This window comes from Thiohalomonas denitrificans, assembly GCF_016841685.1.
GTDB classification, from domain to species: Bacteria; Pseudomonadota; Gammaproteobacteria; order Thiohalomonadales; family Thiohalomonadaceae; genus Thiohalomonas; species Thiohalomonas denitrificans_A.
In genome coordinates this window covers 31058-56163 of the sequence record NZ_JAENYR010000018.1, presented here as the reverse complement: position 1 = coordinate 56163, position 25106 = coordinate 31058, and the positions used below count along the sequence as shown (strand labels likewise).

Here is a 25106-nt window from a genome sequence, read left to right as displayed (position 1 = left end):
GCTCCCCCCGGCCTTCCGGCGCCGGCTGATGCGGCCGGCACCCGCCGAAGTACAGGTGCTGGTAGACGGCACCTATTCGGCAACGGCGCTGGTGGTGGCCAATTACGCCCAAAGCATCCTCGCCGCCTTCGGCGCGACGCCATCGCCCCGCACCGTCCGCGCCGAGGTGCGGGTCTGGTACAACCCGTCGCTGCGCAGCGTGAACACCATCGTCCCGGGGCTCTATGCGGTCATCCTGATGGCATTCCCGCCGCTGCTGACCACGCTGGCCATTGTGCGCGAGAAGGAGCGGGGAACGGTCCAGCAGATCTACGCCTCGCCCCTGACCTCGGCCGAGTTCATCATCGGCAAGCTGATCCCGTATGGCCTAATCGCCTTCTTCCAGATCGGCCTGGTGATGTTGGCCGGCTATTTCTGGTTCCGGGTGCCGCTGGAGGGGGCGGCGAGCTTCCTGCTTGCCACGGCACTGATCTACGTCTTCTGTACCGTCGGCATCGGCCTGCTGATCTCCACGGTGACCCGCACCCAACTCTCCGCTGTGCTGCTGGCCCTCATCTTCACGCTGATGCCGTCGTTTCTTTTTTCGGGATTCCTGTTTCCCATCTTCACCATGCCCTATGTGTTTGAACTCTACACTGCGCTGTTCCCGGCCCGGTACTTCGTGGTGCTCTCCCGGGGCGTGAGCCTCAAGGGCGCGGGCATCGGCGTGTTGTGGTTCAACACGGCACTGCTGGCGGCCTACACGCTGGCGGTCTTCGCCCTGGCGGCATGGCGCCTGAAAAAGAAGGTGGCCTGATGCGTTTTGCGAGCCTGCTGCTCAAGGAGTTGATCCAGTTCTTTCGTGACCGGGTGATCCTGCTGCTCATCCTTTGGCTCTACACGGCCGAAGTGATCATCTGCGCCTTCGCGCTCTCTTTTGACGTCAAAGATCTGCCTCTCGCGGTGCTCGACCTCGATCGCACGGTGATGAGCCGTACGCTCATTCAGCAGTTCACCACCACGGAGGCGTTTCGTGCCGTCGGGCAGCCGCGGAGCGTGGCGACCGCCGGCGACTGGCTCGAATCAGGGCGCGCCCGCATCGTGCTGATCGTCCCCAAGGGGTTCGGTGCTGACATCCGGCGCAATACGGCGGCCAGCGTCCAGATCCTGCTGGACGGCTCCAACTCCAATGTTGCCTCCACCGTCAGGGGCTACGCCGAGCGTATTATCCATGCCTTTCAGAAGCGAATAACCCAGGGGGCCGCGCCGCCCATGCAGGTGACCCCTGTTCTTCGCATCTGGTACAACCCGCGCCAGAGCTTCACGCCGTTCGTGGTGCTCTCCATGATTGCCCTGGCGGCCCTGATGGTCGGGGTAATCCATCCGGCCGCCTCGATCGTGAGGGAGAAGGAGGTGGGCACCATCGAACAGCTCCGGGTGACGCCGATCCGCACCGGTGAGCTGTTCCTCGCCAAGACCCTGCCGACCCTCCTTATGGGGCTGCTGTCGATCTTTCCCAGCTTGCTCATCGTCCGCGGGTTCGACGTGCCGCTTCGTGGCAGTCTGTTCCTGTTCATCGCCCTGAGCGCGCTGTTTCTCGTCAGCGCCATCGGGATCGGCGTGCTGGTAGCGACCATCTGCAAGACCCTGCAGCAGGCGCTGCTGCTCTCTTTTTTCGGACTGGTCCCGCTGATGTTCCTTTCCGGGACGCTGGTTCCGGTGGAAAGCATGCCCGAGCCCTTGCAGGTGCTGTCGCTGGCCAGCCCCTTGCGTCACTACATGACCATAACCCTGGGAATCTTTCTCAAGGGCGCCGACATGAGCGTGCTTTGGCCCGAAACGTTGGCGCTGGCGGTGATTGGCGCTTCCCTATTTGGTGCTGCCGCCGTCATCTTCCGCGTGCAATCCGGAGTCCCGTTGCGTTGAAGCGCATCAGGTCTGGGACCGGTCTTCCTCCTGAACGACCTGGTTCTTGCCGCGGCATTTGGCTTCGTACATCAGCCGATCGGCCAGACCGACCGCATCGGCCGGTCTGACCGGCGGACGCTGGTAGCTCGCCACGCCCATGCTGAACGACACGACCGGTCCGTGCGAAAGACGGATCTGCATCAGCTGGTGGCGAATCGCCTCCACCGCACGGTGGGCGCCGTCGGCATCGGTTTCGGTCCGATTTAGGGAGAAAAGCCGACCGAGTCTTGACTGACGAATTCGGCAGCTACAGGTCGTTTCCTGCCAATCCAAAAAAGGCGGATATGCGCCCGTAAACACTGGCAGAAGAGAAATGAGCCCCTTGTGAGGCGCTTGAGTCATCTCTTGGCTATTCACGCACAGTCACACTATCGCGGGGCAGAATGCGCTAACTGTTTGTTGTTAGTTCCGGACGTTTCCGATTGTGCAGCCTCCGGTCCCGGCGGCCGACGGAGTTTCTTCAGTTTTTCTGCTGAATCTGGTGCGCGGATTGCGGTGCGCGTTGTTCAGGCTATCCGGTCAAGTCTTCACGAGCGCAAAAAACACTGCCGGATCAACACCGCCCCCCTTGCACATCCTTGCCAGTCCCAGCGCCTGCCGGACTTGCTCGACGCAGACCGGAATCGGCTGACTGGTATCGATCTCGATCGCGAGTTGTTCGCGCGCCCGCAACTGCAGGACCACCTGGTGATAATCCTGCAAATCCGCGGCCAGTTCCTCCGGGGTCCGTTCACCTTTTCTTGCGAAGATCGCGTTCGGACTCGCTTGGCAATTCACCACCAGATCGACCTGTGGCGCCCACCGCCAGAGATTGCGTGCCCAGGGTGAGGCACGAGACATCGACTTCAGATCAGCAGGTCCACGGTCCAGCAATAAGGTGCGATCCCGGCCACGCCGGGGGACCACTCCTGTCAGCCACCGACGCCAGTAGTCGACCAGATACACGAATGCGCCAAGGTTACCGACCAACCTCCCTTTCCATTGCACCTTGAGAGCGCTACCAGGCACTGCGACTTTTGCTGCATCGCTCCGGGCGGAGCCGCCGTGCCGCTGCAGGGCATGGCGGCGGACGGCCTTTACCCAGCCCGACTGACCGCGACTGCGCCCCCAATATTCACTGCGGATCGACTCGCCCGCCTCGGCAAGGGCCGCCTCGACTCTGGAGAGCAGCGTCGATTTGCCGGAGCCATCCGGGCCGATAAAACTGACCACGAGGCCGTCGCCTGTCTGCCGACTGCATGGACGTCGGACCAGTGCCGCCCACCGTAACAGATGGCACCTCAAAGGTTGTCGGACGACGTACTGACGAAGGAATGCCATCGAACGGAGGATAAGCACCGGTGGAATCCGATGGCTACGACCTTCGAGTAAAGACTCGACCGAACCGGTGCAATCGCTGCCGACCAGCGCTTCCGTCGCCTGCCTCCAACGCTTGCGCTCGGGCCGGCTCAGGTTGTTCCATGTGTCTCGGGCGTGCTGCAACCGCTCTCCGAGAAGATCGCCTCGAAGCGCACAATGAGTGGATTGGGTCGCCAGAAGTGCAGCCCCGCGAAGGCGCGGGAGGGGTCCGTCGGTGGTGATGTCGGCTACAGAATCCGGCGCCGGAAAGTAGCGCACGCAGGCCCAGCGCAGGTCGCCACAATGCAGGTCCAGGTAGCGGGGCATCCCTTGCGAGACACGTTCGAAACACAGCAGGGCAGACACCAATCGGGAGTGTGGACTGGAAAGCCCTCGCGCACTGGTAAGACACCACCCCTGACGCTCTGCCCGGCGCCACACCATGCCGATCGAACCGAGTTCACACCAGACATCGATGCCGATGTCTGGTGCATGCCACCGGCGGGATGCAGGTAGAAGCGCCCACAGAAATGCGGCGTCGTTGAACATTTGCAGAGGACGTCCCGCGTTGTCCTGACCACTCATCCTCCTGCCTCCCGGTAAACCATCGCAAACTAAAGCAGTCGTCTTCCGGACGGTGGGCCATGCGTGGTTTCGCCCCTTCAGCATGACTGTCTGACCCCTGCCTGTGGTCCTGAGAGCTGTCACACACGTTTTAGCGGCGCCTATAAACAATAGCCTTTAGCTAGACCAGGGTAAACGCATACTCCCAATTTGATGCCCGGCGAGCGAACCAGGTGCTTGATAGCCGGTACGCTGTGAAGCAGGAGCAATCATCTTTCATCCGTGTACGCTCGACGGCAGCATCCCTCGACAAGTGTGCTCCTGCATTGTCTAACACCGCCATCCCTGGCGGCGTGCTGCCGACGACCTGCTATCAAGGACTTACACCGCTCGCTTCAAAGTATGCGGTTGCCCTGCGGACGGCACAGGGTTGTGCTGGACCGTCTCACTGTGCAGGGCTGACTGCCTTCGTTTAGGGTATAGTAAGAGTCCCGTGATGCTTACGGCTGCCTGGAGAGATGGCCGACAACAATCAACGCCAAGAGATCTTGAAATGGGCCCCCATCCTGCTGTGGGTCGCCCTGGCACTTTTGCTTTTTGCCCTTTTTTCCGTCCCCCCGGCTGAGCCGCGCACGGAAATCACCTACACGCAATTCAGGGGGTTGGTGGAGAAAGGCGCAGTAGAAAGGGTGCTTCTTCAGGGTCGGCGTGTTGAAGGAGAACTGCGCCAGCCAGCGGAGCTTGGCCCGGGGGAAACAACCGGCACCACGTTCAGCACCCGGATACCGGAGTTCGGGGCTGAGGAGCTTCTGACGCAGCTGGAAGCTAGAGACATCGCCATCGAAGTCGAGCCGCCGGAGGAGGAGCGCCTCCTCACCCGGCTGCTGATCGTGCTGGTTCCCTGGCTGTTGTTCATCGGTCTGCTGGTCTGGTTTTTCCGGCGAACCGCCCGCCAGATGGGGCAACTCGGCCCCGGCGGAGGCGAGATGAAACGCTTTCTCGAGCGATCCACCGAGCGAGCGGAGATACCGAAGGTGAGCTTTTCCGACGTAGCAGGCCAGGAGGCGGCCAAGCGCGAGGTCCGGGAGTTGGTGGAGTACCTGAAAGAGCCCGACAAATTCCGGCGCCTGGGGGCGGAAATCCCCCGAGGCATTCTGCTCATGGGTCCGCCGGGGACCGGCAAAACCCTGTTGGCCCGGGCTTTGGCCGGGGAGGCGGGCGTGCCGTTCTACACCATCTCCGCGTCCGAATTCATCGAGGTCTTTGTGGGGGTTGGTGCCTCACGGGTACGCAATCTCTTTGCTGCAGCCAAAAAGAATGCTCCCAGCATCATCTTTATCGACGAGCTGGACAGCATCGGCCGAACCCGCGGCACCGGTCTTGGCGGAGGGCACGATGAGCGGGAACAGACACTTAACCAGATCCTGGCCGAACTGGATGGTTTCACGGGACGGGAGGCGACACTCGTGCTTGCGGCAACCAACCGCCCCGACGTGCTGGACCCGGCACTGCTGCGGCCCGGGCGCTTCGACCGACACGTTAACCTGGACCTGCCGGATCGCGAAGCGCGATTGGCCATACTGAAGCTGCACGCTGCCAAGGTACCGCTCGCCCCCGGCGTGGATCTGGAACAAGTCGCCGGCGGCACACCCGGATTCGCAGGTGCCGACCTGAAAAATCTGGTGAATGAATCCGCCATTCTTGCCGCCCGCGAGGGGAGTGAAAACGTCGACCTCAGGCATTTCGATGAAGCCCGTGATCGGGTCATGATGGGTGCGGAACGGCAACTCATCTTTCAGCCGGAGGAGCGTCGAAGGCTGGCATTTCACGAGGCTGGGCACGCCCTCGTTGCTCACTTCCTGCCGAACACCGATCCGCTCTACAAGGTCAGCATTGTCCCCCGCGGGCATGCCCTGGGCGGTACCCACCAGCTACCCGAACACGAGCGCTACACCTTCCCGGAGGAGTATCTGCGGGACCGGCTGGCGGTGACGCTCGCGGGTCGGTCGGCCGAAAGACTCATGCTCGGCACCATCAGCTCAGGAGCCGATGACGATATTCGGCAGGCCACCAAGCTCGCCCGCTCAATGGTCTCCCGATGGGGGATGTCGGATGAAGTCGGGCCGGTGGACCTTCGTGAGAGCGAAGAGCACCCGTTTCTGGGGCGCGAGATCGCCCAACCCCGCCGCTACAGTGAACAGTCGGCTGAGAACGTGGATCGTGCGGTCCGCAAAATCCTGCTGGAATCAGAGAAGCGGGCGCAAGATACGCTGGAAAACCACCGCGATGCCCTTAAGCGCCTCGCCGCCGAACTCGAGGAGAAGGAGACGGTCTGGGCCGACGAAGTAAGGAGGTGCCTGGAAGGCGGTCGCTAAGGGGATTCACCCCGATGGCTGGACTCCTACAAAAAACGGAGCCACTTGCCTAGGAGCCTGTCGGACTTGACCGATCGTAGCGAGGGAAAGCCGGTTTGAGACAGATTTTTTGGTCTTTCGAGGCGAATAATGGGTCTATTTAACGAGAAAGATCGGAAAATGTGGCCAAATCCGGCTTTTCCGCAGTAGATCAGCGTTAAGTCCGACAGGCTCCTAGGAGCCCACCCCGTGGGCGAACAGCGCGACAGCGCTCATAGCGGTTTGAAAATCTTACGGCTGACGCCGTGTGCGGCAACGGGCTGGGCTCCTGATATGGATTGCATCGCAACTTATTGTGCCAAAAGGATCTTTTTTTGGCGCAATAATTGACCAATCCCCGAGACTTCATGGATTGCAGCGCCAGACATATAGTTTTGTCTTGCGATGCAATCCATGGGGTCTACTTGCGCAGCTTCGACAACAACGGTTCGAGGATATCCATCGGCAGCGGGAAGACGATGGTGGAGTTCTTCTCTCCGGCGATGTCGGTCAAGGTCTGCAGATAGCGCAGCGTAATGGCTTGAGGCGACTGACCGAGCACATCCGATGCCTGGCGCAGCTTCTCCGAGGCCTGCAGCTCGCCTTCGGCGTGGATGATCTTCGCGCGGCGCACCCGCTCCGCCTCCGCCTGCTTGGCGATGGCGCGGATCATGCTCTCGTCGATATCCACATGCTTGATCTCCACATTGGAGACCTTGATCCCCCAGGCGTCGGTCTGTTTGTCGAGAATGTTCTGGATGTCGTCGTTGAGCTTGTCACGCGAGGCAAGCATCTCGTCGAGATCGTGCTGGCCGAGCACGGAACGAAGGGTAGTCTGGGCCAGCTGACTGGTGGCCTCATAGTAATTCTCTACCTGGATGATGGCCCGCTCCGCATCGAGAACGCGGAAATAGATCACGGCATTCACCTTTACGGAGACGTTGTCGCGGGAGATGACATCCTGCGAGGGGACATCCATGACAATGGTGCGCATATCCACCCGGACCATCTGCTGGATAACGGGGATCACCAGCCGCAGGCCGGGCCCCTTCACCTTCCAGAAGCGCCCGAGCTGGAAGACCACGCCCCGCTCGTACTCCCGCAGCACCCGGAAGGCGCTGAAGATAATCACGGCGATGAAGCCGACTGCGATCAGTGTGAAATAGTTGAACATGTCCTAATCCTCTCGTTTTTCCTGCGTTTTCCCTTGCGGCGTCACGTGCAGGCGGAGCCCGTCCAAACTCGTGACCCGAACCTGTTGTCCCTTGCGCACGGGTGCGTCGGTGGTGGCCCACCACCGCTCACCGTGGGCGCGCACGTGGCCCTCATGGTCGAAATCCTCGAGTGCGGTGGCTTCCATCCCCACCATCTCCTCACTGCCGCTGACCACCGGCCGATGCCGCGCCTTCATGACGGCGCTCATCAGAAACATGAACAGCGCGCCGGAAAACAGCGCCACGCCGCCGATGAGCGCCGGGGATATGCCGAATCCGGGGGCATCCGTATCGATAAGGATAATCGAGCCAATCACGAATGCCGCCAGTCCGCCGATCCCGAGCGCCCCGAAACTGGGTGCAAACGCCTCCCCGAGCATCAAGGCGACCCCCAGGATGATCAGGGCCAGTCCGGCGTAGTTGATGGGCAGGACCTGGAGCGCGAAGAGGGCCAACAGCAGGCAGATGGCACCGATGATCCCCGGCACCAGGGCCCCGGGATTGGCAAACTCGAAGATCAACCCGTAGATGCCGATCAGCATCAGGATATAGGCGATGTTGGGATTGGTAATAACCGCCAGCAGTTCGCTACGCCAGTCCGGTTCCATGGGCACCAGAGCCATTCCTTCGGTATCGAGCGTCCGTTCCACGTTGTTGATGGTGACGGTGCGGCCGTCTATCTTCCGGAGCAGTTCCTCGGGAGTGTCAGCGATGAGGTCGATGACATTTTTCTCGAGCGCCGCACTGGCACTGAGGCTCACACCGCGGCGCACCGCCTGTTCCGCCCACTCGGCATTGCGCCCGCGCAGCTCGGCCAGTCCGCGAATATAGGCTACGGCGTCGTTGACCACCTTGTTCATTCGCGGGTCATCGTAGGTAGGGGCTGGTTCATCCGCGGCCGGCTGGTCACCTTCGTCCCTGCCTGGTGGTTCCTCGTCTGATTCCCGTTCGCCGGCTCCGGGGATCGGGGAGCCGCCGCCAACCGAGACCGGCGTTGCCGCACCCAGATTGGTCGCCGGTCCCATGGCGGCGATATGGCTGGCATAACTGATGTAGGTTCCCGCCGAAGCGGCGCGGGCACCGCGTGGATAGACGTAACTGACCACCGGTATGGGGGAGCTCAGAATGGCCTGGATAATCTCCCGCATCGCCGAGTCCAGCCCGCCGGGGGTATCCATCCGCAAGACCACCAGCTGGGCACCCTGCTCCACCGCCTTCTCGAGAGAGCGCCGGACATAATCACTGGTCGCGGGGCCGATAGGCCCCTCGATATCCAACCTTACGCCAAACCGATCCGCCGGCTCCCCATCCTGGGCAGCGGCCGGCGCGGAGACGACGAGCAGGAGAACGAAGGCAAGCCGTAAAAGGAATTCCATACTTTGGATTCAGTTAGGTACTCTTCCAAGTGTAGCAGCCCTCGCCTACGCAGAATCCGCTCGGTGGCACATTGACCAAATTTGACCCGTTTCTCGATGGGGTTCGCGGGGCTCACCGCCATCCTACATGCCGATCACAAATAGACGGTTGGAATCGACGGAAAGCCGGGGGAAAAACGGCTGCACCTGTCGGCCTCCGCCCGAAAACCGTAGGATGGGGTGAGCCTGCGAACCCCATCATTAATCAGGATACGGTTGTTTTTCGATGGGGTTCGCGGAGCTCACCCCATTTTACTTCCTGGTGTCATCGTCGGCTGACAGACCAAACTCACCCAGTAGGCTCCCGAAATCGTCGATGCTAGACTCACGGATTCATCAGAAGCACCAAAAAAAACCGGCATCGACCGGACGAAAAGACCCACAGGAGGATGCCGTGAAAAAAGTAACCGCATTGACAGCGATGCTGTTGATGGCGCCGGCGTTCGCTACAGAGCGCGGCCCCGCCATCCCGGACTACCCCGCCGATCAAGTCGCCAGTGACACCTACGTGATTCACGGCCCGATGGGCTATCCCTCGCCCGACAACCAGGGGTTCATGAACAATCCGGCTTTCGTCGTCACGGATGCAGGTGTCGTTGTCGTCGACCCGGGCTCCAGCTTGCAGACCGGTGAGATGGTCCTGCGCCAGATTCGGGAAATCACGAATGCACCGATAGTCGCCCTGCTCAACACCCATGTCCACGGCGACCACTGGCTGGGAAATCACGCCTTCCGCAACGCCGACCCGCAAGTCCCCATCTACGGACACCCGAATATGATCAAGGGAGTGGAAGAGGGTGCCGGAGAGCAGTGGATCGACATCATGCATCGCTCTACCGAAGGGGCCACCGCCGGTACCGAGATCCGTGGTCCGAACATCGCAGTGGGCGATGGCGATGCCGTCAGCTTCGGTAACACCACCTTTCGGTTCCACCACCCGGGACCGGCCCACACCACTACGGATATCATGATCGGGATCCCGGAGAAAAAGGTGCTGTTCCTCGCCGATAACGTCTGCAACGAACGCATCGTCGGAATGAACGACGGCACCTTCCGCGGCAGTGTGGAGGTGATCGATGCCGCTTTGCAGATCCCGGCGGAAGTCTACGTACCGGGACACGGCCAGACGGGCGGGGTGGAATTCGTTCACGACTACCGCGGTTACTTGGATGGCGTCTATTCCGGTGCCGAAGAGTTCTATGAACAGGGTATGGAGCCGTTTGAAATGAAGCCGATAATCGAAGAGCGTCTGGCACGCTTCAAGAACTGGACCGGCTTCAACGAAGAGCTCGGCAAGCACATCAGCCTGGCGGTCCTGGAAGCCGAACAGGCAATGTTCGAATAGGAATAGTAACCCAAGCGGCAGGGATGCCGCCCCTACCCGCCCAGTTTCTCCAGCGACTCCTCCGCGATCTCTTTCACCTCGGCGCTGTCGTCCTGCAACCTTTCACGAAGGTATGCCACAGCTTCCGCTGCGCCGCTCAGGCCCAGAAGATGACAGGCATCACTTCGTATCCGGTGATCCGCATGGCGGGACAGCTCGCCCAATCGGGGCACAAGGGCAGCCAACGTCGCACTGCCTTCCCGATTTTCCAGCAGGGCATTGGCCCCCAGACGGACCTGAATCGGCGCTTCGGGATCGCCGACAATCGCCAGGGTTTCCATCAGCCGTTGCGGCTCCGCTTCGAGATAGGCTTCGGCTTCGGCGAGTTTGCCGGAACTCAGCAGCTCATGCAGATAGTCGCTGCCCATTTCACCCTTAAGGGCCTTTTCAGCCCACTGTTTGAGTGCCCCCGGCGTCTGCGCCCCCTCCAGGATGAAGGGGCCGATGCGGGTCCAGGGCGCAGAACGCACGCCCAGTTCTGCTGCGTTCTCCGGATGGACGGCCACGTTGATCACCTCCAGACGACCGATTTCCCCTGTCTTCACCAAATCGGAAAGCCCCTGCAGGACCACGGGACAGTGGGGGCACCCGGGAGCGATGAACAGCAGGGCGTCGGGAGCTTGGGACATGAGGAGACTCCTTGGAAAGTCGACCGCCCCGCTGTACGTTGGGACAAAGCCGAGTATTCATGTAGACTTTTCGTATTCCGGCTCAGGATGATACGACGCATCCTGACGGTCAACGATAAAGACGAATTGGACCCCGGGTCCGGAGAGACAATGAGCGAAATCGAGTTTAGCAAAGAAGAGCAGATCCTGCGTGCCGTCAAGAAGGTCCTTACCGAGGTTATCAAGGATACCGCGACCGAACCCGGTATCAAGCATCCCTTGAGCGAAAACACGGTTACTGGTCTCCGGGACTGCCTGATCCTGATCAGCCAGCGGGAGCAGGAGTTGGCCGCAGAAAACAACCGGCCCATGGAGATGCGCCCCCACTTCAAAGATGGACCGAAACCACAGGGCGATGTCGTGGTGCCGATTGATTCGCTGAAAAAGAAATAGCAACTCAGCAGGAGTTTGCCTTTAATCACGGGGAGCACGGGGCAAAGAGCCCGGGTTTCCGCCTTTGTCCCTCCCGTGTACACCGTGCTCCCCGTGGTGCTCCTTCAATGGCAGGGCCCTCCGAAGTCCTGAATCCTCTTCCACGCCTGAGCTTCATTCAATGAATCGGGCCAGCGCCGGTCGCATCTGTTTGACCGTATCGTAGCCGATCGCGATAACCTCGTCGGCACGATCGAATTCCAGCAATCCCACATGGGCCAGGCGTGGTTCAATCAGGAGGTCCGGCGGGTCGCCGGCCATACGGCTGCGGGTTATGCGGTCCTGCATGATGTTGATGGAAGAGGCCAGGACATCGAAAAGACCCGGTGCTTTAGGAGCCCGGCCGGGCGCGGCACCGCCCATCAGCTTGGAGCGCAGTTCATCGTTGAAGCGCTGCATGATCTGGTCCCAGACGGCTTTGCTCTGGTCGCGGCTTTTCTCCGGCTTGAGACGGGGCGGGTGCATGAGATGCTTGCCGACGATGTTTCCGTTGAGATTGACTGCAATAATGAGGTCGGCGCCCAGAGCCCGGGCCACCGAAACCGGCACCGGATTGACCAGCCCGCCATCCACCAGAAACTCACCATTCAGCTTGACGGGATTGAAGAGTCCCGGCAGTGCCATGGAGGCTCGCACCGCCTCCAGAATTGGGCCGGTCTGCAACCAGATTTCACGGCCGGTATTAAGATTCGTGGCAACGGCGGCGAACACCCGCTCGGCCTCCTCCATATCCCGGTCACGAATGTGCTTGCGAAAGTATTCAATCAGGGCCTCCCCGGCGATAAACCCGCCCGCCAGCTTGACATCCATGAATCGGACGATGTCCCACCAGTCGAGGGCCCGTGCCCAGACCTCGAGACGATCCAGACTGTCCGTCACATAACCCGCGCCGACCATGGCCCCGATCGAAGTGCCACAGACGATGTCCGGCTCGATCCCCTCCTCGGCAAGGGCGCGTATGACCCCGATATGCGCCCACCCGCGGGCCGAGCCGCTGCCGAGCGCCAGTGCAATTCGTGGTCTGCCCATCTTTGTCTCCGGTGATTTGCACCATTATACTTCGCGACCACTCCTGCACAGAGGTTCACGGATGGTTTATTATCCCGATATGTTCGGGAAATTCCTAAACCAGGGCGTGCTCACATTACTACTGCTGGTGTCCGGTCCGATAGCGGCACAGGAGCCGGATGCAGAGTGGGATGCCTGGGAGAAGGCTCTCGCGGAAGAGGCCGAGGAGGCATCAGAGTTTAATGATGCGCCGCTCACGGAGGAGGTGAAGACACCGGACTGGTTCCAGCTCACCTTCCTCGATCTGGCGGACGACCTTGCCGACGCGGAGCGCTCGGGGCGCAAGGGACTTATCGTCTATTTCGGACAGAAATACTGCCCCTACTGCCGGGCACTGATGGAAGATCTGAAGCAGCCGGACATCCGGCGCTACACACAATTTCATTTCGATGTGGTCGAGGTGAATATCCACGGCGACCGTATCGTCACCGATCTGGAAGGCAACGAGCTTGGCGAAAAGGCCTTCGCCGAACGGGAGAACGCCAACCTGACACCCACGCTGATTTTTTACGATTTCGCGGGTCGGCAGGCTCACAAGCTCACCGGTTACCATAGCGCCTACCGCTTTCGCGCTGCACTGGAGTACGTGGCGGGCGACCATTACCAAACCGAAAGCTTTCGCAGTTACCTCAAGCGCGCCGATCCGAATCTGGCCCCGCGTGAGGGGGAGCTCAATCAGTCCGAATCTTTCGCGTCGCCTCCGTTCCATCTGGACCGGACCCGTTTCCCGGGCGAACGTCCGCTAATAGTATTTTTCGAGCAGGCCGACTGCCACGCCTGCGACGTCCTGCATTCCGGTCCCATGCAGCGCCGGGCGATCAGCGATCTCCTCGATCAATTCGATACGGTGCAGTTGGGGCTATGGGACGAGACGCCGGTTGTAACCCCCGACGGGGAGAGGCTGACCGCGCGCGAATGGTCGGAAAAGCTCCAGCTGTTCTATGCGCCGACGCTGCTGTTCTTCGACCGCGACGGCGAAGAGATCCTGCGGCTGGATTCGGTGGCCCATTTTTATCGCATCCAGGGCGTGCTGCAATACATCCTCAGCGACGCCCACCAGGAGGGTGTAGCACTGCAGGAGTGGAGCCGCCGCAACCGGTAAAGGTAAGCAATTTCAGCCATGAAACATTACGACCGAATGGAAACCCTGCTGGAGGTAATGGCGCGCCTGCGGGCCCCCGATGGGGGGTGCCCCTGGGATCGGGAGCAGACCTTCGCCACCATTGCCCCTTACACCCTCGAAGAGGCCTACGAAGTTGCCGATGCCATCGAGCGCAACGCCCTCTCCGAGTTGCGCGAGGAGCTCGGTGACCTGCTGTTTCAGGTCGTCTTCCACGCCCGCATCGCCGAAGAAGCAGGCCACTTCGCGTTCCCCGATGTGGTGGAAACGGTGGTGGAGAAGATGGTGCGGCGCCACCCCCACGTGTTTGGCGATGAAGAGGTGGAGGATGCCGAAGCCCAGACCATCGCGTGGGAGGTGCAAAAGGCCCGGGAGCGGGCCGCCAAGGCCGGAAGCCGGGCTCAAAGCGTCCTTGATGGCGTGGCAGTCGCCCTACCCGCGCTCACCCGTGCCGAAAAACTGCAAAAGCGTACTGCCCGGATCGGCTTCGACTGGCCCGATGCCCATGGGGCCCTGGAGAAGGTGAGGGAAGAGACGGAAGAGGTCGTCGACGAACTGGAACACCGCAATAGCAGCGCCCTGCAGGACGAGGTGGGAGACCTGCTGTTCGCCTGTGTAAACCTCGCGCGCCTTGCCGGAACCGATCCGGAAACGGCCCTGCGTGGAGCGAACAGCAAATTCGAGCGTCGCTTCCGCGCCATGGAGGCCACGCTGGCGCAGGAGGGCCAATCACTCGCAGAGGTCACTCTGAAGGAGATGGATGCGGTGTGGGAACGGATAAAACGCGGCGAAAAGAAAATCGCGGGCCAGTGAGTTGGCAGATGCGGTCACATCCGTCAAACTGAACGAACGACCGCATCACCCGCAAAGCACAGGTGACATGGGATGTGAAGGATACACCCACGGCCGGGTAGGCGGAGCAGTTCACTATCTGGCCGGCGCGGCCTTACACAACAGAAGGCGTAGAGACGACATGAGCGAAAAAGAGAATCACGGACTCGGCGAGCGCCTGGCCGAAGGCTATCACCGCATGCTTGAACGGGTTCGTCATCGTCTGGATGAAATCGAACACGATACCGGCCCTACCGTAAAACGGGCCATCGATGAGGCACAGGAACGCGCTACGGAGCTTGGCGAACTGAGCCGGGAAGAGTCCCGCAGGGTGGGCGAATACCTGCGCAAAGACCTGGAGGACGCCGCCACCTTCCTCTCCGAGAGCGGACGCGAACTGGGCAATTGGCTGAAATTCGACTGGAACCTGATCGAACGCAGCCTGGCCGACCTCTTCGCCGATGCCGTCGATCACACCCGGGTGGAGCTGGAGCAGTTCTCCGAGCGGGCCGCCGCCCTCGGCGAGTGGCACACCGGAGAGGTCACTGCCATGGGGACCCTGCAGTGCAAGAGCTGCGGTGAGGAACTGCACTTCCATGGCCCCGGACACATCCCGCCCTGCCCCAAGTGCCATGGCACCACCTTCCGCCGCCTGACCAATGCGGAGCAGTAGTTCGGTAGAGCGCCGCCCCGGCGGCTCTGTCCGTACCACATTTCGTCGCGAAGGCGCGGCCTCCTACCGATTAAAGAGCTTGCGGTGCAGCGCGAGGGCAGTGGCAGTTGCAGCAAACAGCCAAATCAGAATCGGAAGGTTGCGCCACCGACCATACGGGGTTTGGCCCGTCATGGGTTGAACGCGATGGGTGACGACATACCGTTCGAATTGCGTTGAAGTGGCCAGCAACCGGCCACGCGCATCGACCAGCGCCGAAATCCCGTTCGTGGTGGCCCGGAGCATGGGACGCCCCGTCTCCAGGGCACGCATGCGGGAGATCTGAAGGTGCTGGTGGGGGGCCAACGAATCACCGTACCAGGCGTTGTTGCTGCCGTTCACCAACAGGGTGGCATTCTGGAGCGTTCGGGCGAATTGGCTGCCAAAGGCATCCTCATAGCAAACCGAAACCGCAGCCCGATGACCGGCGACCAGCAAGGGTCGCTGTCCCTCCGGACCGGGGATAAAGCTCGACATCGGCACATCGAAAAGGCGGATCAGGCCGCGCAGTAGCGACTCGAAGGGCACGTATTCTCCGAACGGCACCAAGTGCTGCTTGAAATAGAAATCCCGATGCGAGCCGAGGCTCATCATACTCGTAAAATAGTGCTGTCCATCTTCCGCCAGGACCGGCAAGCCCAGGATAATATCGGTGCCGGCCTCGGCGGCATCACGCTCCAGAGGATCGAAAAACTCCTCTTCAACCTGGTGATAGAAGACCGTCACGGCGTTTTCCGGCCACACCACCAGGTCGCTTTGCCCCAGCCGCTCACGGGTTAGTCCGGCGTAGGTATCCAGGCGCTCCCGAATCGCTCCGGGGTCCCATTTGGTCTCCTGGGGCAGATTGCCCTGCACCAGCGACACCGTGAGGGGCTCCCCTTTGGGAGACGTCCACTCGATCCGGTCGGCCCACCAGGCGCCACCCCAGAACATTGCTGCAACGAGGATCGGCACGGCAACGCGCGCCCCATTCACTTGTCGGACCGGGCTAGAAACCAGCCACGCCATCAGCCCGGCGGTGAAGGCCACCACCCAGCTCATGCCATAGACGCCGGCGATGGGTCCCCACCCGGCCAGGGGGCCATCGATCTGACTGTATCCCAGACTCAGCCAGGGGAAGCCGGAAAAGAGCCATCCCCGCAGCCACTCCCCCCAGGTCCACAACGCGGGCCAAAGGAGCAGCAGAGCCCCCGCAGGCCCAATCCGCGGCGCCAGACGCCGACCCAGGTATCCCACCAGCGCTGGATAAAGGGCGAGAGCGGTAACGAAGAGCCCGGTGAGTAGTACGGCGGGTACGGCCCCCGTGCCGCCGAACTCGTTAACGGCAACGAACACCCAACTGACTCCGATACCGAACTGTCCCAACCCGAACAGAAACCCAAGGCCGGCGGCACGAGCCGGTACGGCATCACGCCAGAGCCAGAACAGGACGGCGGGGGAGAGGACCGCGAGCGGCAAGATATCGACAGGGGCGAATGCCAGCGGCAGCAGAGCCCCCGCCAACAACGCCGCAAGGCCGGGAATCCCGATCCTGGAGAGGTCAAGTCGCCGAGAGAGGTTCACCCGAATCTCCAGTGCCGGTTTTGCGACCCTGTGGTAGCGGAGCGACCTCCAGCAGGTAGATGCGGCGACTATCCGCCCGAAGCACGGTGAAGCGGTATTGGCCCATTTCCAACTGTTCACCGCGTTTGGGCATATGCCCGAACCCCTTCAGGACCAGCCCGCCGATGGTATCGAACTCCTCATCGCTGAAATTGGTCCGGAAGAATTCATTGAAATCATCGATGGCGGTCAAGGCACGGACCATGTGGCGCCCGTCCGCCACCTGAAGGATATCGGTATCCTCCTCCTCGACGTCGTGCTCATCCTCGATCTCGCCGACGATTTGCTCCAGAACGTCTTCGATGGTGACCAGACCGGCCACGCCCCCGTATTCGTCCACCACCACGGCGAGGTGATTACGGCTGGAGCGAAACTCCTTGAGAAGCACATTGAGGCGCTTGCTCTCGGGCACGAAAAGCGCCGGGCGCAGGACCTCGCGGATATTGAAACCGCCTCCTCCGTTGGCAACGAAGGGGAGCAGGTCCTTGGCAAGCAGGATCCCCACCACCTCATCGCGGTTATCCCCAATGACCGGGAAGCGCGAATGGGCACACTTGATGATAATCGGCAGGATTTCCTGGAGAGTGGCATCCCGCTCCACCACGTTCATATGGGAACGGGGAATCATGATGTCGCGAACCTGCATTTCGGACACCTCCAGCACGCCCTGGATCATGGCGTAGGCATCGGCGTCGATCAGGTCCCGCTGCTGCGCCTCCTTGAGAGTTCGCAGGAGCTCTTCGCGATCTTTGGGTTCGGGCTGGAGTACCTGTCCAAGCCGCTCCAGCCAGCTTTTTTGCGGCCGCTCGTCACCGGCGGCGCTACTAGGTCGATCGTCGTTCATGTGTATCGTTGGTCACCCTGCGAAAGACAAGATACAAGCCCACCGGCGGTGCTTGTATCTTGTATCTCGCTCAGGAGCCGTACCTGGTTAGTTATTATCCGGAGAGTGGAAACCGATCGTACACCCATGATCAGGCAGGCTCCGCATAAGGGTCGCGATAGCCCAGGCTGGCCAGTATTCGCCTCTCCAGCGCTTCCATTGTTTCGGCCTCGGCCGGGTCGACATGATCATACCCGAGCAGGTGCAGACAGCCGTGGACCACCATATGGGCCCAGTGCGCCTCCTGCCCCTTGCCCTGCTCCATCGCCTCCCGCTCAACGATCGGCGCACAGATTACGAGGTCACCCAGCAGTGGAAACTCGACACCCGGAGGGGCCTCAAACGGAAAGGAGAGCACATTGGTCGGCTTGTGTTTGCCCCGATAGCGCCCATTCAGGGCGGTACTCTCCGCCTCATCGACTACCCGCACGGTCAGCTGTGTAGCGCTCTCCGTGCTTTCGCCGAGAGCGGCCTCCACCCATTGAATGACACTATTGTCGGCCGGTAACCCGGTCGCCGTCACGGCGACCTGCCAATCCAGCTCAACGGCCACCGGTTCCTTCCTGCTCATCAAAACGCTCATAGGCGCCGACGATGCGCTGTACCAGCGGATGTCGGACCACGTCCTTGGCCAGGAAAAACGCAAAACTGATGCCCTTGACGTCCTTGAGGACCTCGATCGCATGGCGCAGGCCCGACGAGGCACCGCGCGGCAGATCGGTTTGAGTGACATCGCCGGTGATGACCGCGGTCGAGCCGAAGCCGATCCGGGTGAGGAACATCTTCATCTGCTCCTCGGTGGTGTTCTGCGCCTCATCGAGAATGATGAAGGAGTCGTTGAGGGTACGCCCGCGCATATAGGCCAGCGGCGCCACCTCAATCACATTACGTTCGATGAGTTTGGCCACCCGTTCGAAACCGAGCATCTCATAAAGCGCATCATAGAGTGGCCGCAGGTAGGGGTCGACCTTCTGGGCCAGGTCACCCGGCAGAAACCCGAGCCGTTCGCCGGCTTCCACGGCCGGGCGGGTGAGGATCAGACGGCGAACCTGATCCCGCTCGAGGGCCTCCACCGCACAGGCCACCGCGAGATAGGTCTTGCCGGTGCCCGCCGGGCCTACCCCGAAATTGATATCGTGAGTAAGGATATTCTTGAGGTATTTCTTCTGGTTGGGTCCGCGCCCCTTGATCACGCCCCGCTTGGTGCGGATGACGACTTCCTCGACATCGTCCTGCTGCTCCAGCATCTCCTCGATACCGGACTCCTGAAGAAACAGGTGGACCCGCTGAGGCGTCAGGGTCTCTTCACCCGTAGTACGGTACAGCCCCTTGATGACCTCACCGGCCGCACCGACCGATTCCCCCTCGCCGATTACCCGGAAGATGTTGCCGCGGTTGTTCACCTCGACACCCAGCCTCCGCTCGATCTGCTTCAGGTGTTCATCGAATTGCCCACAGAGATTGGCGAGCCGCTCATTGGAGGCGGGTTCCAGGGTGATGTCCAGGCTTTCGGGAGTGTCCTTCAAAGAAGTGGAAACCTTGGCTTGCACGAAGCGAATATGTCTCTCAAATAAAGGTAGTAGAAGGTAGCTGCGATCATGTCGAGCCGGCAACGGCCGACCCACTCGCTTTACCACGCAGGGAGTTGGGTAGCGCCTCGGTGATGCGTACATCGACAAACTGCCCGATCAACGAACCATCACCGTGGAAATTCACCACCCGATTGTTTTCAGTACGCCCGGAGAGCTGATTCGGGTCTTTGCGGGATGGCCCCTCCACCAGGATCCGCTGTTCCGAGCCCACCATACCACGGCTGATTGCCCGCGCCTGCGCCGTGATCGCCGCCTGCAGGCGGGCCAGACGCGCCTTCTTCAACTCGAGCGGCACATCATCCGGTAATTCCGCCGCTGGCGTCCCGGGTCGTGGGCTGTAGACAAAGCTGAAGGAGTGATCGAACCCAACCTCCTCAATCAGGCGCATGGTGGCCTCGAAATCATCATCCGTCTCACCGGGGAAACCGACGATGAAATCGGATGAAATGGTGATATCCGGCCGCGCCTCGCGCAGCTTACGGATTTTTGCCTTGTATTCCAGCGCGGCATGCCCGCGCTTCATCTGCGCCAGAATACGGTCGGAACCGGACTGCACCGGCAGATGCAGGAAACTGACCAGCTGAGGCACCTCGGCGTAGGCCTGGATCAGGCCGTCCGTGAACTCCACCGGATGCGAAGTGGTGAAACGGATGCGGTCGATCCCGTCGATAGCCGCCACATAGTGGATCAGCAGGGCGAGGTCGGCCACCTCACCGTCATGCATCGGCCCGCGATAGGCATTGACGTTCTGACCCAGCAGATTGACCTCCCGGACGCCCTGCTGCGCCAGGGATGCGACTTCGGCGATGACATCATCGAAGGGGCGGCTGACCTCCTCGCCACGGGTATAGGGGACCACGCAGAAGGTGCAGTATTTCGAGCAGCCCTCCATAATCGAGACGAATGCCGTCGTGCCCTCGGCGCGCGGCTCCGGCATCCGGTCGAACTTCTCGATCTCCGGGAAGGAGACGTCCACCACTGCCTGGCGCTGCTCCCAGACCCGACCCAGCATCTCCGGGAGGCGATGCAGGGTCTGGGGACCGAACACCAGGTCCACAAACGGCGCGCGGGTGCGGATTGCCTCGCCCTCCTGACTCGCCACGCAGCCGCCGACGCCGATCACTACATCGGGCCGCGCCTGCTTGAGCGGTTTCCACTTACCCAGAGCGGAAAACACCTTCTCCTGCGCCTTCTCGCGCACCGAGCAGGTATTGAGCAGCAGCACGTCCGCTTCTTCAGGGGCATCCACCGGCTCCAGGCCGCATTGGATACCGAGCACATCGGCGATTTTCGCCGAGTCGTACTCGTTCATCTGGCAACCGAAGGTCTTAATATAGAGCTTGCGGGTCATGGATAAGGCGTTCGACCAAAAAGGAACCCGATAGTTTATGGCCGCGGGAGAAAAAAACCAAGTGCGTCATAGGGGAAAGCTGCAAACGGCCGGGAACACGGGGAATGGCGCCTTCGGAGTCCCGCTGATGGGCCAAGGCCAGGCGGGCTGCACAGGGACGGCCGCGCTACGCAGGGAATGGCGCGCCCTTTCCAAGCGGGATTGGCCCATTAGCGGGGCTCCCTTCGGGCCGGCTGCCAGTCAATCGAAGCTGGGCGATGCGGCGATTTTGTGGATGGCCAGGTCGGCACCCTCGAACTCCTGCTCTTCCGACAGACGGATACCGACGCTCTTCTTGAGGATGCCGTAAACCAGCAGACCACCGAACAGTGCCACTGCCACGCCGATAAGTGTACCGACCAACTGGGAGCCCAATGCGACCCCGCCCAGACCCCCGGCCGCAGCAGTGCCGAAGATACCGGCGGCGATACCGCCCCAGGCGCCGCAGAGGCCGTGGAGAGGCCAAACGCCGAGTACGTCGTCGATACGCCAGCGATTCTGCGTGAGGGTAAAGGTGATGACGAACAGTACGCCCGCCACGCCACCGGTCACCAGCGCCCCGAGCGGGTGCATCAGATCGGAGCCGGCACACACGGCCACCAGACCGGCGAGAGGACCGTTGTGTACGAAACCCGGGTCGTTGCGGCCCGCGGCGAGGGCCGCCAACGTACCGCCCACCATCGCCATCAGCGAATTGACTGCCACCAGGCCGCTAATGCCCTCCAGGGACTGAGCCGACATGACATTGAAGCCGAACCAACCAACCGTGAGGATCCAGGCCCCCAATGCCAAAAAGGGTATGGAAGAAGGCGGATGGGCATAGACCTCGCCATTTTTTCCGTACCGCCCCCTCCGATGCCCCAGCAGCACTACCGCCGCCAGTGCAACCCAGCCGCCGACGGCATGCACCACCACGGAACCCGCAAAGTCATGGAACTCAGCGCCGAAGGTCTCGGCCAACCACGCCTGGATTCCAAAATTACCGTTCCAGGCGATGCCCTCGAATAGCGGATAGATCAGCGCAACCAACGCAAAGGTAGCCGTCAACTGCGGCAGGAATTTGGCCCGCTCGGCGATACCGCCGGAGACGATAGCGGGAATCGCTGCGGCGAAGGTGAGCAGGAAGAAGAACTTCACCAATGGATAGCCATTGGCATCCGTCAGCGATTCCGCCCCTTCGAAGAAGGTCACGTTATAGGCGACGCCGTAACCGAAAAAGAAGTAAGCGATCGTGGAAACCCCGAAGTCGGAGAGGATCTTCACCAGCGCGTTGACCTGATTCTTGAAGCGCACAGTCCCCACTTCGAGGAAGGCGAAGCCGGCGTGCATGGCCAAAACCATAATGGCGCCGAGAAGAACGAAAAGGGTGTCGTTGGCAGCGGTTGCGTGCTCCATTGTGGGACCTCTTGCTCGCGAATGATGCAAGGAAGTGCAAGAAGCGCACCATCCCGATGCCTGACAATAAAACAACGGCTTAAAGTCGCACCGCAACCATAAGACGCACTGTATTGGTGCCCGGAATCACCCCGATGCTCCATTTGGGTGCCATCGGGGGCGTAGTTTATTACTAACTTCGAAACAGCCGTGGCGCACGGCTAACGTAGCTCACCGCTCACCGGGTTCATATCGATTTCCTCCCGAACCGTGCCACCGGTAGAATGTAATGCTTTATAACTATTGTTAGGCCGATCGATGCGTTTCGCCTGGGTCCCCCTTCTCGTCATTTTGCTGGAAATCGCCAGCAAAGGCCTGGTCGTCGGACCCTGGGGCGAGACGGTTCGGCAGCTGGCGGGCGACACCGGACTCCATATCACGACCTCACGCCTGCCCGGGTCCTTTGGAGACTATCTACGGACCGGACAGAGTGCCGAAGGTTGGCCGCTGTTCGGCGGTCTGCTGGTGATCTTCCTGCTGCTGTTCCGTCTCGGTCGAGGCTTTCTGAACGCCGCGCCCCTGACCGGTGTCGGCGTGCAACTGGCGACCGGAGGCATCTTCGCCCAAGTCATCGATCAGCTCTTCCTGGGTCGGATACTTCGCCTGTTTCAGGTCGATATAAGCGCCGTCACCGTAGTGTTTGGCATCAGCGATATTGCCATCTTTTTCGGTTTGTCGCTGCTTGTCTACGGGCTTTTCCAGCGCCAAATCACCCCCCGGGTTTCGGTCGTCAGGCTCAAACGCGGCCACGATCAGTGCATCGATCTCGGCGGCTTTCCCCGTGGCATCGACAATGTTCATATCGATGTGCTTCTGAGTCCGCTGTTCACCCGCACAGTGCAGGCATTGACTGCTGATCTGGTATCGCGATATCGCAAGGAATCCCAACGCGACCTGAATCTGCTCACCCGCAACCAATTACGAAGTCTGGCCGAGACCTACATACCCATGATCCAGGCGGCTCTGGTCCGGATCGCCAAGACCAGGCAGCCGATGGAACTGAGCCTGCTTTACACGGCGATCATCAAGTTGATTCAGGGACAGATCCATGCGGCAATCGACCGCTCCCTGTCACAGCTCAGCCGGCCCGGCTCGATCACGTTATCGTCGGACGGAGCTATCGCGAGCGCACGCCGGTACCAACATCTCTATTACCAGGTCTGCCATTGCCTGTTCGGTGCACTGACCCGCATCGAAGCGGAGAAGTTGGCTGAACTTCGTCTATCCCTGTTCGGCAGTTCCCGGTTGCTGTTGGTCGAGGCCTTTAACGCACCACTGCTGCAGGCCGCATCGCCGAACGACGAAGAAGTGATGGTGCGGCACTACCTCCTGTTAGCGCACCTCGACAGTGAGCCACACAGCTTTACCCGAATCGATAGCGTGCTCGGCCCGGTGTTCGAACCCAACAATTCGGCATTGCTTGCGCTTGAACCCAAGGTCGATGCCGGAGGCGAACCGAAGGAGGAGGAACCGATTGCTTCCTGCAGAAATTACCATCATGCACTCAACCGACCGTCCGTCCTAATGCAGCCACTGAACATCTCGGCACTTCTGGACGTGCGCTGGACACTGGATCAGGTACACAAGGCACGACAGGCCGGAAAGAAGCAGCGCGCGCGCAGTCTGCGCGGCCAAATCCGGCACCAGCGCCTGAATCTGGCGCTGTTGCGCAATGCACTCGAGCAGAACCAACTGTTGACCACCATCCTCGCCGCCTACGAAGCGGCCAGACTGGCCGATGGCGGTCAGGCGAATCCCACCACTTTGCACAGGACGCTGGATCACCCGGGCGGGATTTCTGCCATCAGACAACGCTTGAAGACCACTCCGGGGCTTCCCCCGCTCCAACAGTTGGCCCGTTCGTATCTGCGGATCAAGCGCAAGGTGCGAGGTGACGTCACGGACGTTTTGCTGCGCTTCATGCGTGACTTCTCCGCCTACCGTCGGGACCTGAAACTGTTTTATGACATTCAGCAGGCTGCGGCCCAGGTGCATTTGCTCGCCGACGAAAAGGACATCCTTACCTCACGTTCGAACCGAAGCCTGCACGAATTCCTGGCGCCTTCGGAGGTGAAGGATCAGCATGCAGAGATCGTCCGGCATGCCATTTTAAAAGCCGATCTGCGCGGTTCTACCCGAATCACCGAGGAACTGACCCGGAAGAACCTCAATCCCGCCACCCACTTCAGCCGCAACTTCTTTGATCCGGTCAACAGGGTGATCCAACGCTATGGAGCGGAAAAGGTGTTCATCGAGGGTGATGCGGTGATCCTGGTCTTCAATGAGTGGGACACACCGCACGGCGAGCACCTGGCCGTGAGCCGCGCCTGCGCCATGGCCGTAGAAATGCTGCATATCCTCGAACACCAGAACAAGCTGCTGGCGGGGCATGACTTGCCACAACTGGAGCTGGGCATTGGCATTGCGTTCAATGCCACACCTCCGCGATATCTGTTCGATGGCGATACCCGCATCACCATATCACCCGCGATCAATCGTGCCGACCGCCTTTCCGCCTGCGCCTGGGCGCTACGCGAGTGGTACGGCGACACGGTGCTATCCACCACCCATGCAGCTGTCTACGAACCCTCCCTGAACGCGCTGAAGGTCGGCCAGAAGGAGGGCACGGACCTGGTCTACAACCTCAATGGAATCATCCTGGAACCATCGGCTTTCAAGAAACTGACCCGGGAACTGAAACTTCGCCCGATCGAGAACCGGATCCTCGAGTATCCCGGGAGCCAACTTCACACCGCGCGTTTCCCGGACCGGGAAGGGAACAGCCATACGTTGGTCATCCGCGAGGCACCGGTTCAGATCTACGATCCGGAGCACCAGCCCTTCGATGCGCCTTTTGCAGAGAGCCGTCGCTTCTATGAAGTGGTCTGCGACGGGCGCATCCTGCAGCAGCTATCCACCCAATTGTCTCGTGCCACCGTTTCCCGGGATAGCCGGTTGCAGGTGGCCCCTCGATGACAACCGACTCGCGCCCGGACTGCTCTTCCGGGCAGGGTAAACGCATACTCGCATTTTGATGCCGGCAGCGAACCAAGTCCTTGATAGCCGGTACGCTGTGAATACGACCTACAGGGATGTAGGAAGTGAAGATTATGCAGGAG

Annotated in this window: 21 protein-coding genes; 9 read left to right on the top strand and 12 right to left on the bottom strand. The window is 60.9% G+C overall.

From position 1 onward, the window contains the following. The coding region (locus Q7L05_RS05970) for an ABC transporter permease (RefSeq protein ID WP_303903402.1) at nucleotides 1–796 on the top strand (796 nt) is incomplete at its 5' end. After that, entirely contained in the window at nucleotides 796–1905 is a 1110-nt protein-coding gene (locus Q7L05_RS05965; protein WP_303903399.1) for an ABC transporter permease, read from the top strand. The genes Q7L05_RS05970 and Q7L05_RS05965, both read left to right, overlap by 1 nt. A gap of 6 nt (nucleotides 1906–1911) precedes the next feature. Here Q7L05_RS05965 and Q7L05_RS05960 read toward each other — a convergent pair whose 3' ends face one another. After that, a complete protein-coding gene (locus tag Q7L05_RS05960; RefSeq protein WP_303903397.1) occupies nucleotides 1912–2220 on the bottom strand; it encodes a diguanylate cyclase domain-containing protein in 309 nt (102 codons plus the stop codon). Nucleotides 2221–2466: 246 nt separating this feature from the next. After that, the gene (locus tag Q7L05_RS05955) at nucleotides 2467–3870 is read right to left on the bottom strand and encodes a hypothetical protein (protein WP_303903394.1); all 1404 of its coding nucleotides are present in this window, start codon (nucleotides 3868–3870) and stop codon (nucleotides 2467–2469) included. Nucleotides 3871–4367: 497 nt separating this feature from the next. Between Q7L05_RS05955 and ftsH the strand changes: the two genes are divergently transcribed. Continuing rightward, complete coding sequence (gene ftsH, locus Q7L05_RS05950; protein WP_303903391.1) at nucleotides 4368–6224, top strand: ATP-dependent zinc metalloprotease FtsH; 1857 nt, start codon at nucleotides 4368–4370, stop codon at nucleotides 6222–6224. Between the two features lie 439 nt (nucleotides 6225–6663). Here ftsH and Q7L05_RS05945 read toward each other — a convergent pair whose 3' ends face one another. After that, entirely contained in the window at nucleotides 6664–7416 is a 753-nt protein-coding gene (locus Q7L05_RS05945) for a slipin family protein (protein ID WP_303903388.1), read from the bottom strand. Between the two features lie 3 nt (nucleotides 7417–7419). Then, complete coding sequence (locus Q7L05_RS05940) at nucleotides 7420–8832, bottom strand: NfeD family protein (RefSeq protein WP_303903385.1); 1413 nt, start codon at nucleotides 8830–8832, stop codon at nucleotides 7420–7422. Nucleotides 8833–9265: 433 nt separating this feature from the next. Between Q7L05_RS05940 and Q7L05_RS05935 the strand changes: the two genes are divergently transcribed. Beyond that, complete coding sequence (locus Q7L05_RS05935) at nucleotides 9266–10216, top strand: MBL fold metallo-hydrolase (RefSeq protein ID WP_303903382.1); 951 nt, start codon at nucleotides 9266–9268, stop codon at nucleotides 10214–10216. A 32-nt stretch (nucleotides 10217–10248) separates the two neighbouring features. On the opposite strand, the gene Q7L05_RS05930 is transcribed toward Q7L05_RS05935, so the two are convergent. Beyond that, complete coding sequence (locus Q7L05_RS05930) at nucleotides 10249–10884, bottom strand: HEAT repeat domain-containing protein (RefSeq protein ID WP_303903379.1); 636 nt, start codon at nucleotides 10882–10884, stop codon at nucleotides 10249–10251. 150 nt (nucleotides 10885–11034) lie between these two features. On the opposite strand from Q7L05_RS05930, the gene Q7L05_RS05925 reads away from it, so the two are divergent. Continuing rightward, nucleotides 11035–11316: a segregation and condensation protein A gene (locus Q7L05_RS05925; protein WP_303903376.1), complete on the top strand. Its 282-nt coding sequence runs from the start codon at nucleotides 11035–11037 to the stop codon at nucleotides 11314–11316. A 153-nt stretch (nucleotides 11317–11469) separates the two neighbouring features. On the opposite strand, the gene rssA is transcribed toward Q7L05_RS05925, so the two are convergent. After that, on the bottom strand, nucleotides 11470–12384 hold the full coding sequence (rssA, locus tag Q7L05_RS05920) for a patatin-like phospholipase RssA (RefSeq protein WP_303903373.1): 915 nt from the start codon (nucleotides 12382–12384) through the stop codon (nucleotides 11470–11472). A 61-nt stretch (nucleotides 12385–12445) separates the two neighbouring features. On the opposite strand from rssA, the gene Q7L05_RS05915 reads away from it, so the two are divergent. The 3 genes from Q7L05_RS05915 to Q7L05_RS05905 all read left to right on the top strand — a co-directional run bounded on the left by Q7L05_RS05915 (nucleotide 12446) and on the right by Q7L05_RS05905 (nucleotide 15047). Then, a complete protein-coding gene (locus Q7L05_RS05915) occupies nucleotides 12446–13525 on the top strand; it encodes a thioredoxin family protein (RefSeq protein ID WP_303903370.1) in 1080 nt (359 codons plus the stop codon). Nucleotides 13526–13543: 18 nt separating this feature from the next. After that, the gene (gene mazG / locus Q7L05_RS05910) at nucleotides 13544–14356 is read left to right on the top strand and encodes a nucleoside triphosphate pyrophosphohydrolase (protein ID WP_303903367.1); all 813 of its coding nucleotides are present in this window, start codon (nucleotides 13544–13546) and stop codon (nucleotides 14354–14356) included. Nucleotides 14357–14516: 160 nt separating this feature from the next. Further along, nucleotides 14517–15047, top strand: a complete 531-nt coding sequence (locus tag Q7L05_RS05905) for a zinc ribbon-containing protein (protein ID WP_303903364.1) — start codon at nucleotides 14517–14519, stop codon at nucleotides 15045–15047. Nucleotides 15048–15110: 63 nt separating this feature from the next. Here the strand turns inward: Q7L05_RS05905 and lnt are convergent, their stop codons facing one another. From lnt to Q7L05_RS05875, 6 genes are all read right to left on the bottom strand, one after another. Further along, complete coding sequence (gene lnt / locus Q7L05_RS05900) at nucleotides 15111–16649, bottom strand: apolipoprotein N-acyltransferase (protein ID WP_303903361.1); 1539 nt, start codon at nucleotides 16647–16649, stop codon at nucleotides 15111–15113. After that, on the bottom strand, nucleotides 16627–17532 hold the full coding sequence (locus tag Q7L05_RS05895) for an HlyC/CorC family transporter (RefSeq protein WP_303903358.1): 906 nt from the start codon (nucleotides 17530–17532) through the stop codon (nucleotides 16627–16629). The genes lnt and Q7L05_RS05895 overlap by 23 nt, the downstream gene beginning before the upstream one ends. Nucleotides 17533–17662: 130 nt before the next feature. Then, nucleotides 17663–18142: an rRNA maturation RNase YbeY gene (ybeY, locus tag Q7L05_RS05890; RefSeq protein WP_303903355.1), complete on the bottom strand. Its 480-nt coding sequence runs from the start codon at nucleotides 18140–18142 to the stop codon at nucleotides 17663–17665. Further along, nucleotides 18114–19097: a PhoH family protein gene (locus Q7L05_RS05885; RefSeq protein WP_303903352.1), complete on the bottom strand. Its 984-nt coding sequence runs from the start codon at nucleotides 19095–19097 to the stop codon at nucleotides 18114–18116. Before Q7L05_RS05885 ends, ybeY begins: the two co-directional genes overlap by 29 nt. Nucleotides 19098–19167: 70 nt before the next feature. Continuing rightward, on the bottom strand, nucleotides 19168–20514 hold the full coding sequence (miaB, locus tag Q7L05_RS05880) for a tRNA (N6-isopentenyl adenosine(37)-C2)-methylthiotransferase MiaB (protein ID WP_303903350.1): 1347 nt from the start codon (nucleotides 20512–20514) through the stop codon (nucleotides 19168–19170). Between the two features lie 240 nt (nucleotides 20515–20754). Continuing rightward, complete coding sequence (locus tag Q7L05_RS05875) at nucleotides 20755–21948, bottom strand: ammonium transporter (RefSeq protein WP_303903347.1); 1194 nt, start codon at nucleotides 21946–21948, stop codon at nucleotides 20755–20757. Between the two features lie 297 nt (nucleotides 21949–22245). Between Q7L05_RS05875 and Q7L05_RS05870 the strand changes: the two genes are divergently transcribed. Beyond that, nucleotides 22246–24963 carry a signal peptidase II gene (locus Q7L05_RS05870; RefSeq protein WP_303903345.1) on the top strand — a complete coding sequence of 906 codons (2718 nt, stop codon included), beginning with the start codon at nucleotides 22246–22248 and terminating at the stop codon, nucleotides 24961–24963. Nucleotides 24964–25106: the final 143 nt, after the last annotated feature.

What these genes read in the sequence shown, in the direction of transcription:
- Q7L05_RS05965 (WP_303903399.1), top strand. Translation starts at nt 796, where the DNA reads ATGCGTTTTGCGAGCCTGCTGCTCAAGGAGTTGATCCAGTTCTTTCGT.
- Q7L05_RS05955 (WP_303903394.1), bottom strand. Translation starts at nt 3,870, where the DNA reads ATGAGTGGTCAGGACAACGCGGGACGTCCTCTGCAAATGTTCAACGAC.
- ftsH (WP_303903391.1), top strand. Translation starts at nt 4,368, where the DNA reads ATGGCCGACAACAATCAACGCCAAGAGATCTTGAAATGGGCCCCCATC.
- Q7L05_RS05945 (WP_303903388.1), bottom strand. Translation starts at nt 7,416, where the DNA reads ATGTTCAACTATTTCACACTGATCGCAGTCGGCTTCATCGCCGTGATT.
- Q7L05_RS05940 (WP_303903385.1), bottom strand. Translation starts at nt 8,832, where the DNA reads ATGGAATTCCTTTTACGGCTTGCCTTCGTTCTCCTGCTCGTCGTCTCC.
- Q7L05_RS05930 (WP_303903379.1), bottom strand. Translation starts at nt 10,884, where the DNA reads ATGTCCCAAGCTCCCGACGCCCTGCTGTTCATCGCTCCCGGGTGCCCC.
- Q7L05_RS05925 (WP_303903376.1), top strand. Translation starts at nt 11,035, where the DNA reads ATGAGCGAAATCGAGTTTAGCAAAGAAGAGCAGATCCTGCGTGCCGTC.
- rssA (WP_303903373.1), bottom strand. Translation starts at nt 12,384, where the DNA reads ATGGGCAGACCACGAATTGCACTGGCGCTCGGCAGCGGCTCGGCCCGC.
- Q7L05_RS05915 (WP_303903370.1), top strand. Translation starts at nt 12,446, where the DNA reads ATGGTTTATTATCCCGATATGTTCGGGAAATTCCTAAACCAGGGCGTG.
- mazG (WP_303903367.1), top strand. Translation starts at nt 13,544, where the DNA reads ATGAAACATTACGACCGAATGGAAACCCTGCTGGAGGTAATGGCGCGC.
- Q7L05_RS05905 (WP_303903364.1), top strand. Translation starts at nt 14,517, where the DNA reads ATGAGCGAAAAAGAGAATCACGGACTCGGCGAGCGCCTGGCCGAAGGC.
- Q7L05_RS05895 (WP_303903358.1), bottom strand. Translation starts at nt 17,532, where the DNA reads ATGAACGACGATCGACCTAGTAGCGCCGCCGGTGACGAGCGGCCGCAA.
- ybeY (WP_303903355.1), bottom strand. Translation starts at nt 18,142, where the DNA reads ATGAGCAGGAAGGAACCGGTGGCCGTTGAGCTGGATTGGCAGGTCGCC.
- miaB (WP_303903350.1), bottom strand. Translation starts at nt 20,514, where the DNA reads ATGACCCGCAAGCTCTATATTAAGACCTTCGGTTGCCAGATGAACGAG.
- Q7L05_RS05875 (WP_303903347.1), bottom strand. Translation starts at nt 21,948, where the DNA reads ATGGAGCACGCAACCGCTGCCAACGACACCCTTTTCGTTCTTCTCGGC.
- Q7L05_RS05870 (WP_303903345.1), top strand. Translation starts at nt 22,246, where the DNA reads ATGCGTTTCGCCTGGGTCCCCCTTCTCGTCATTTTGCTGGAAATCGCC.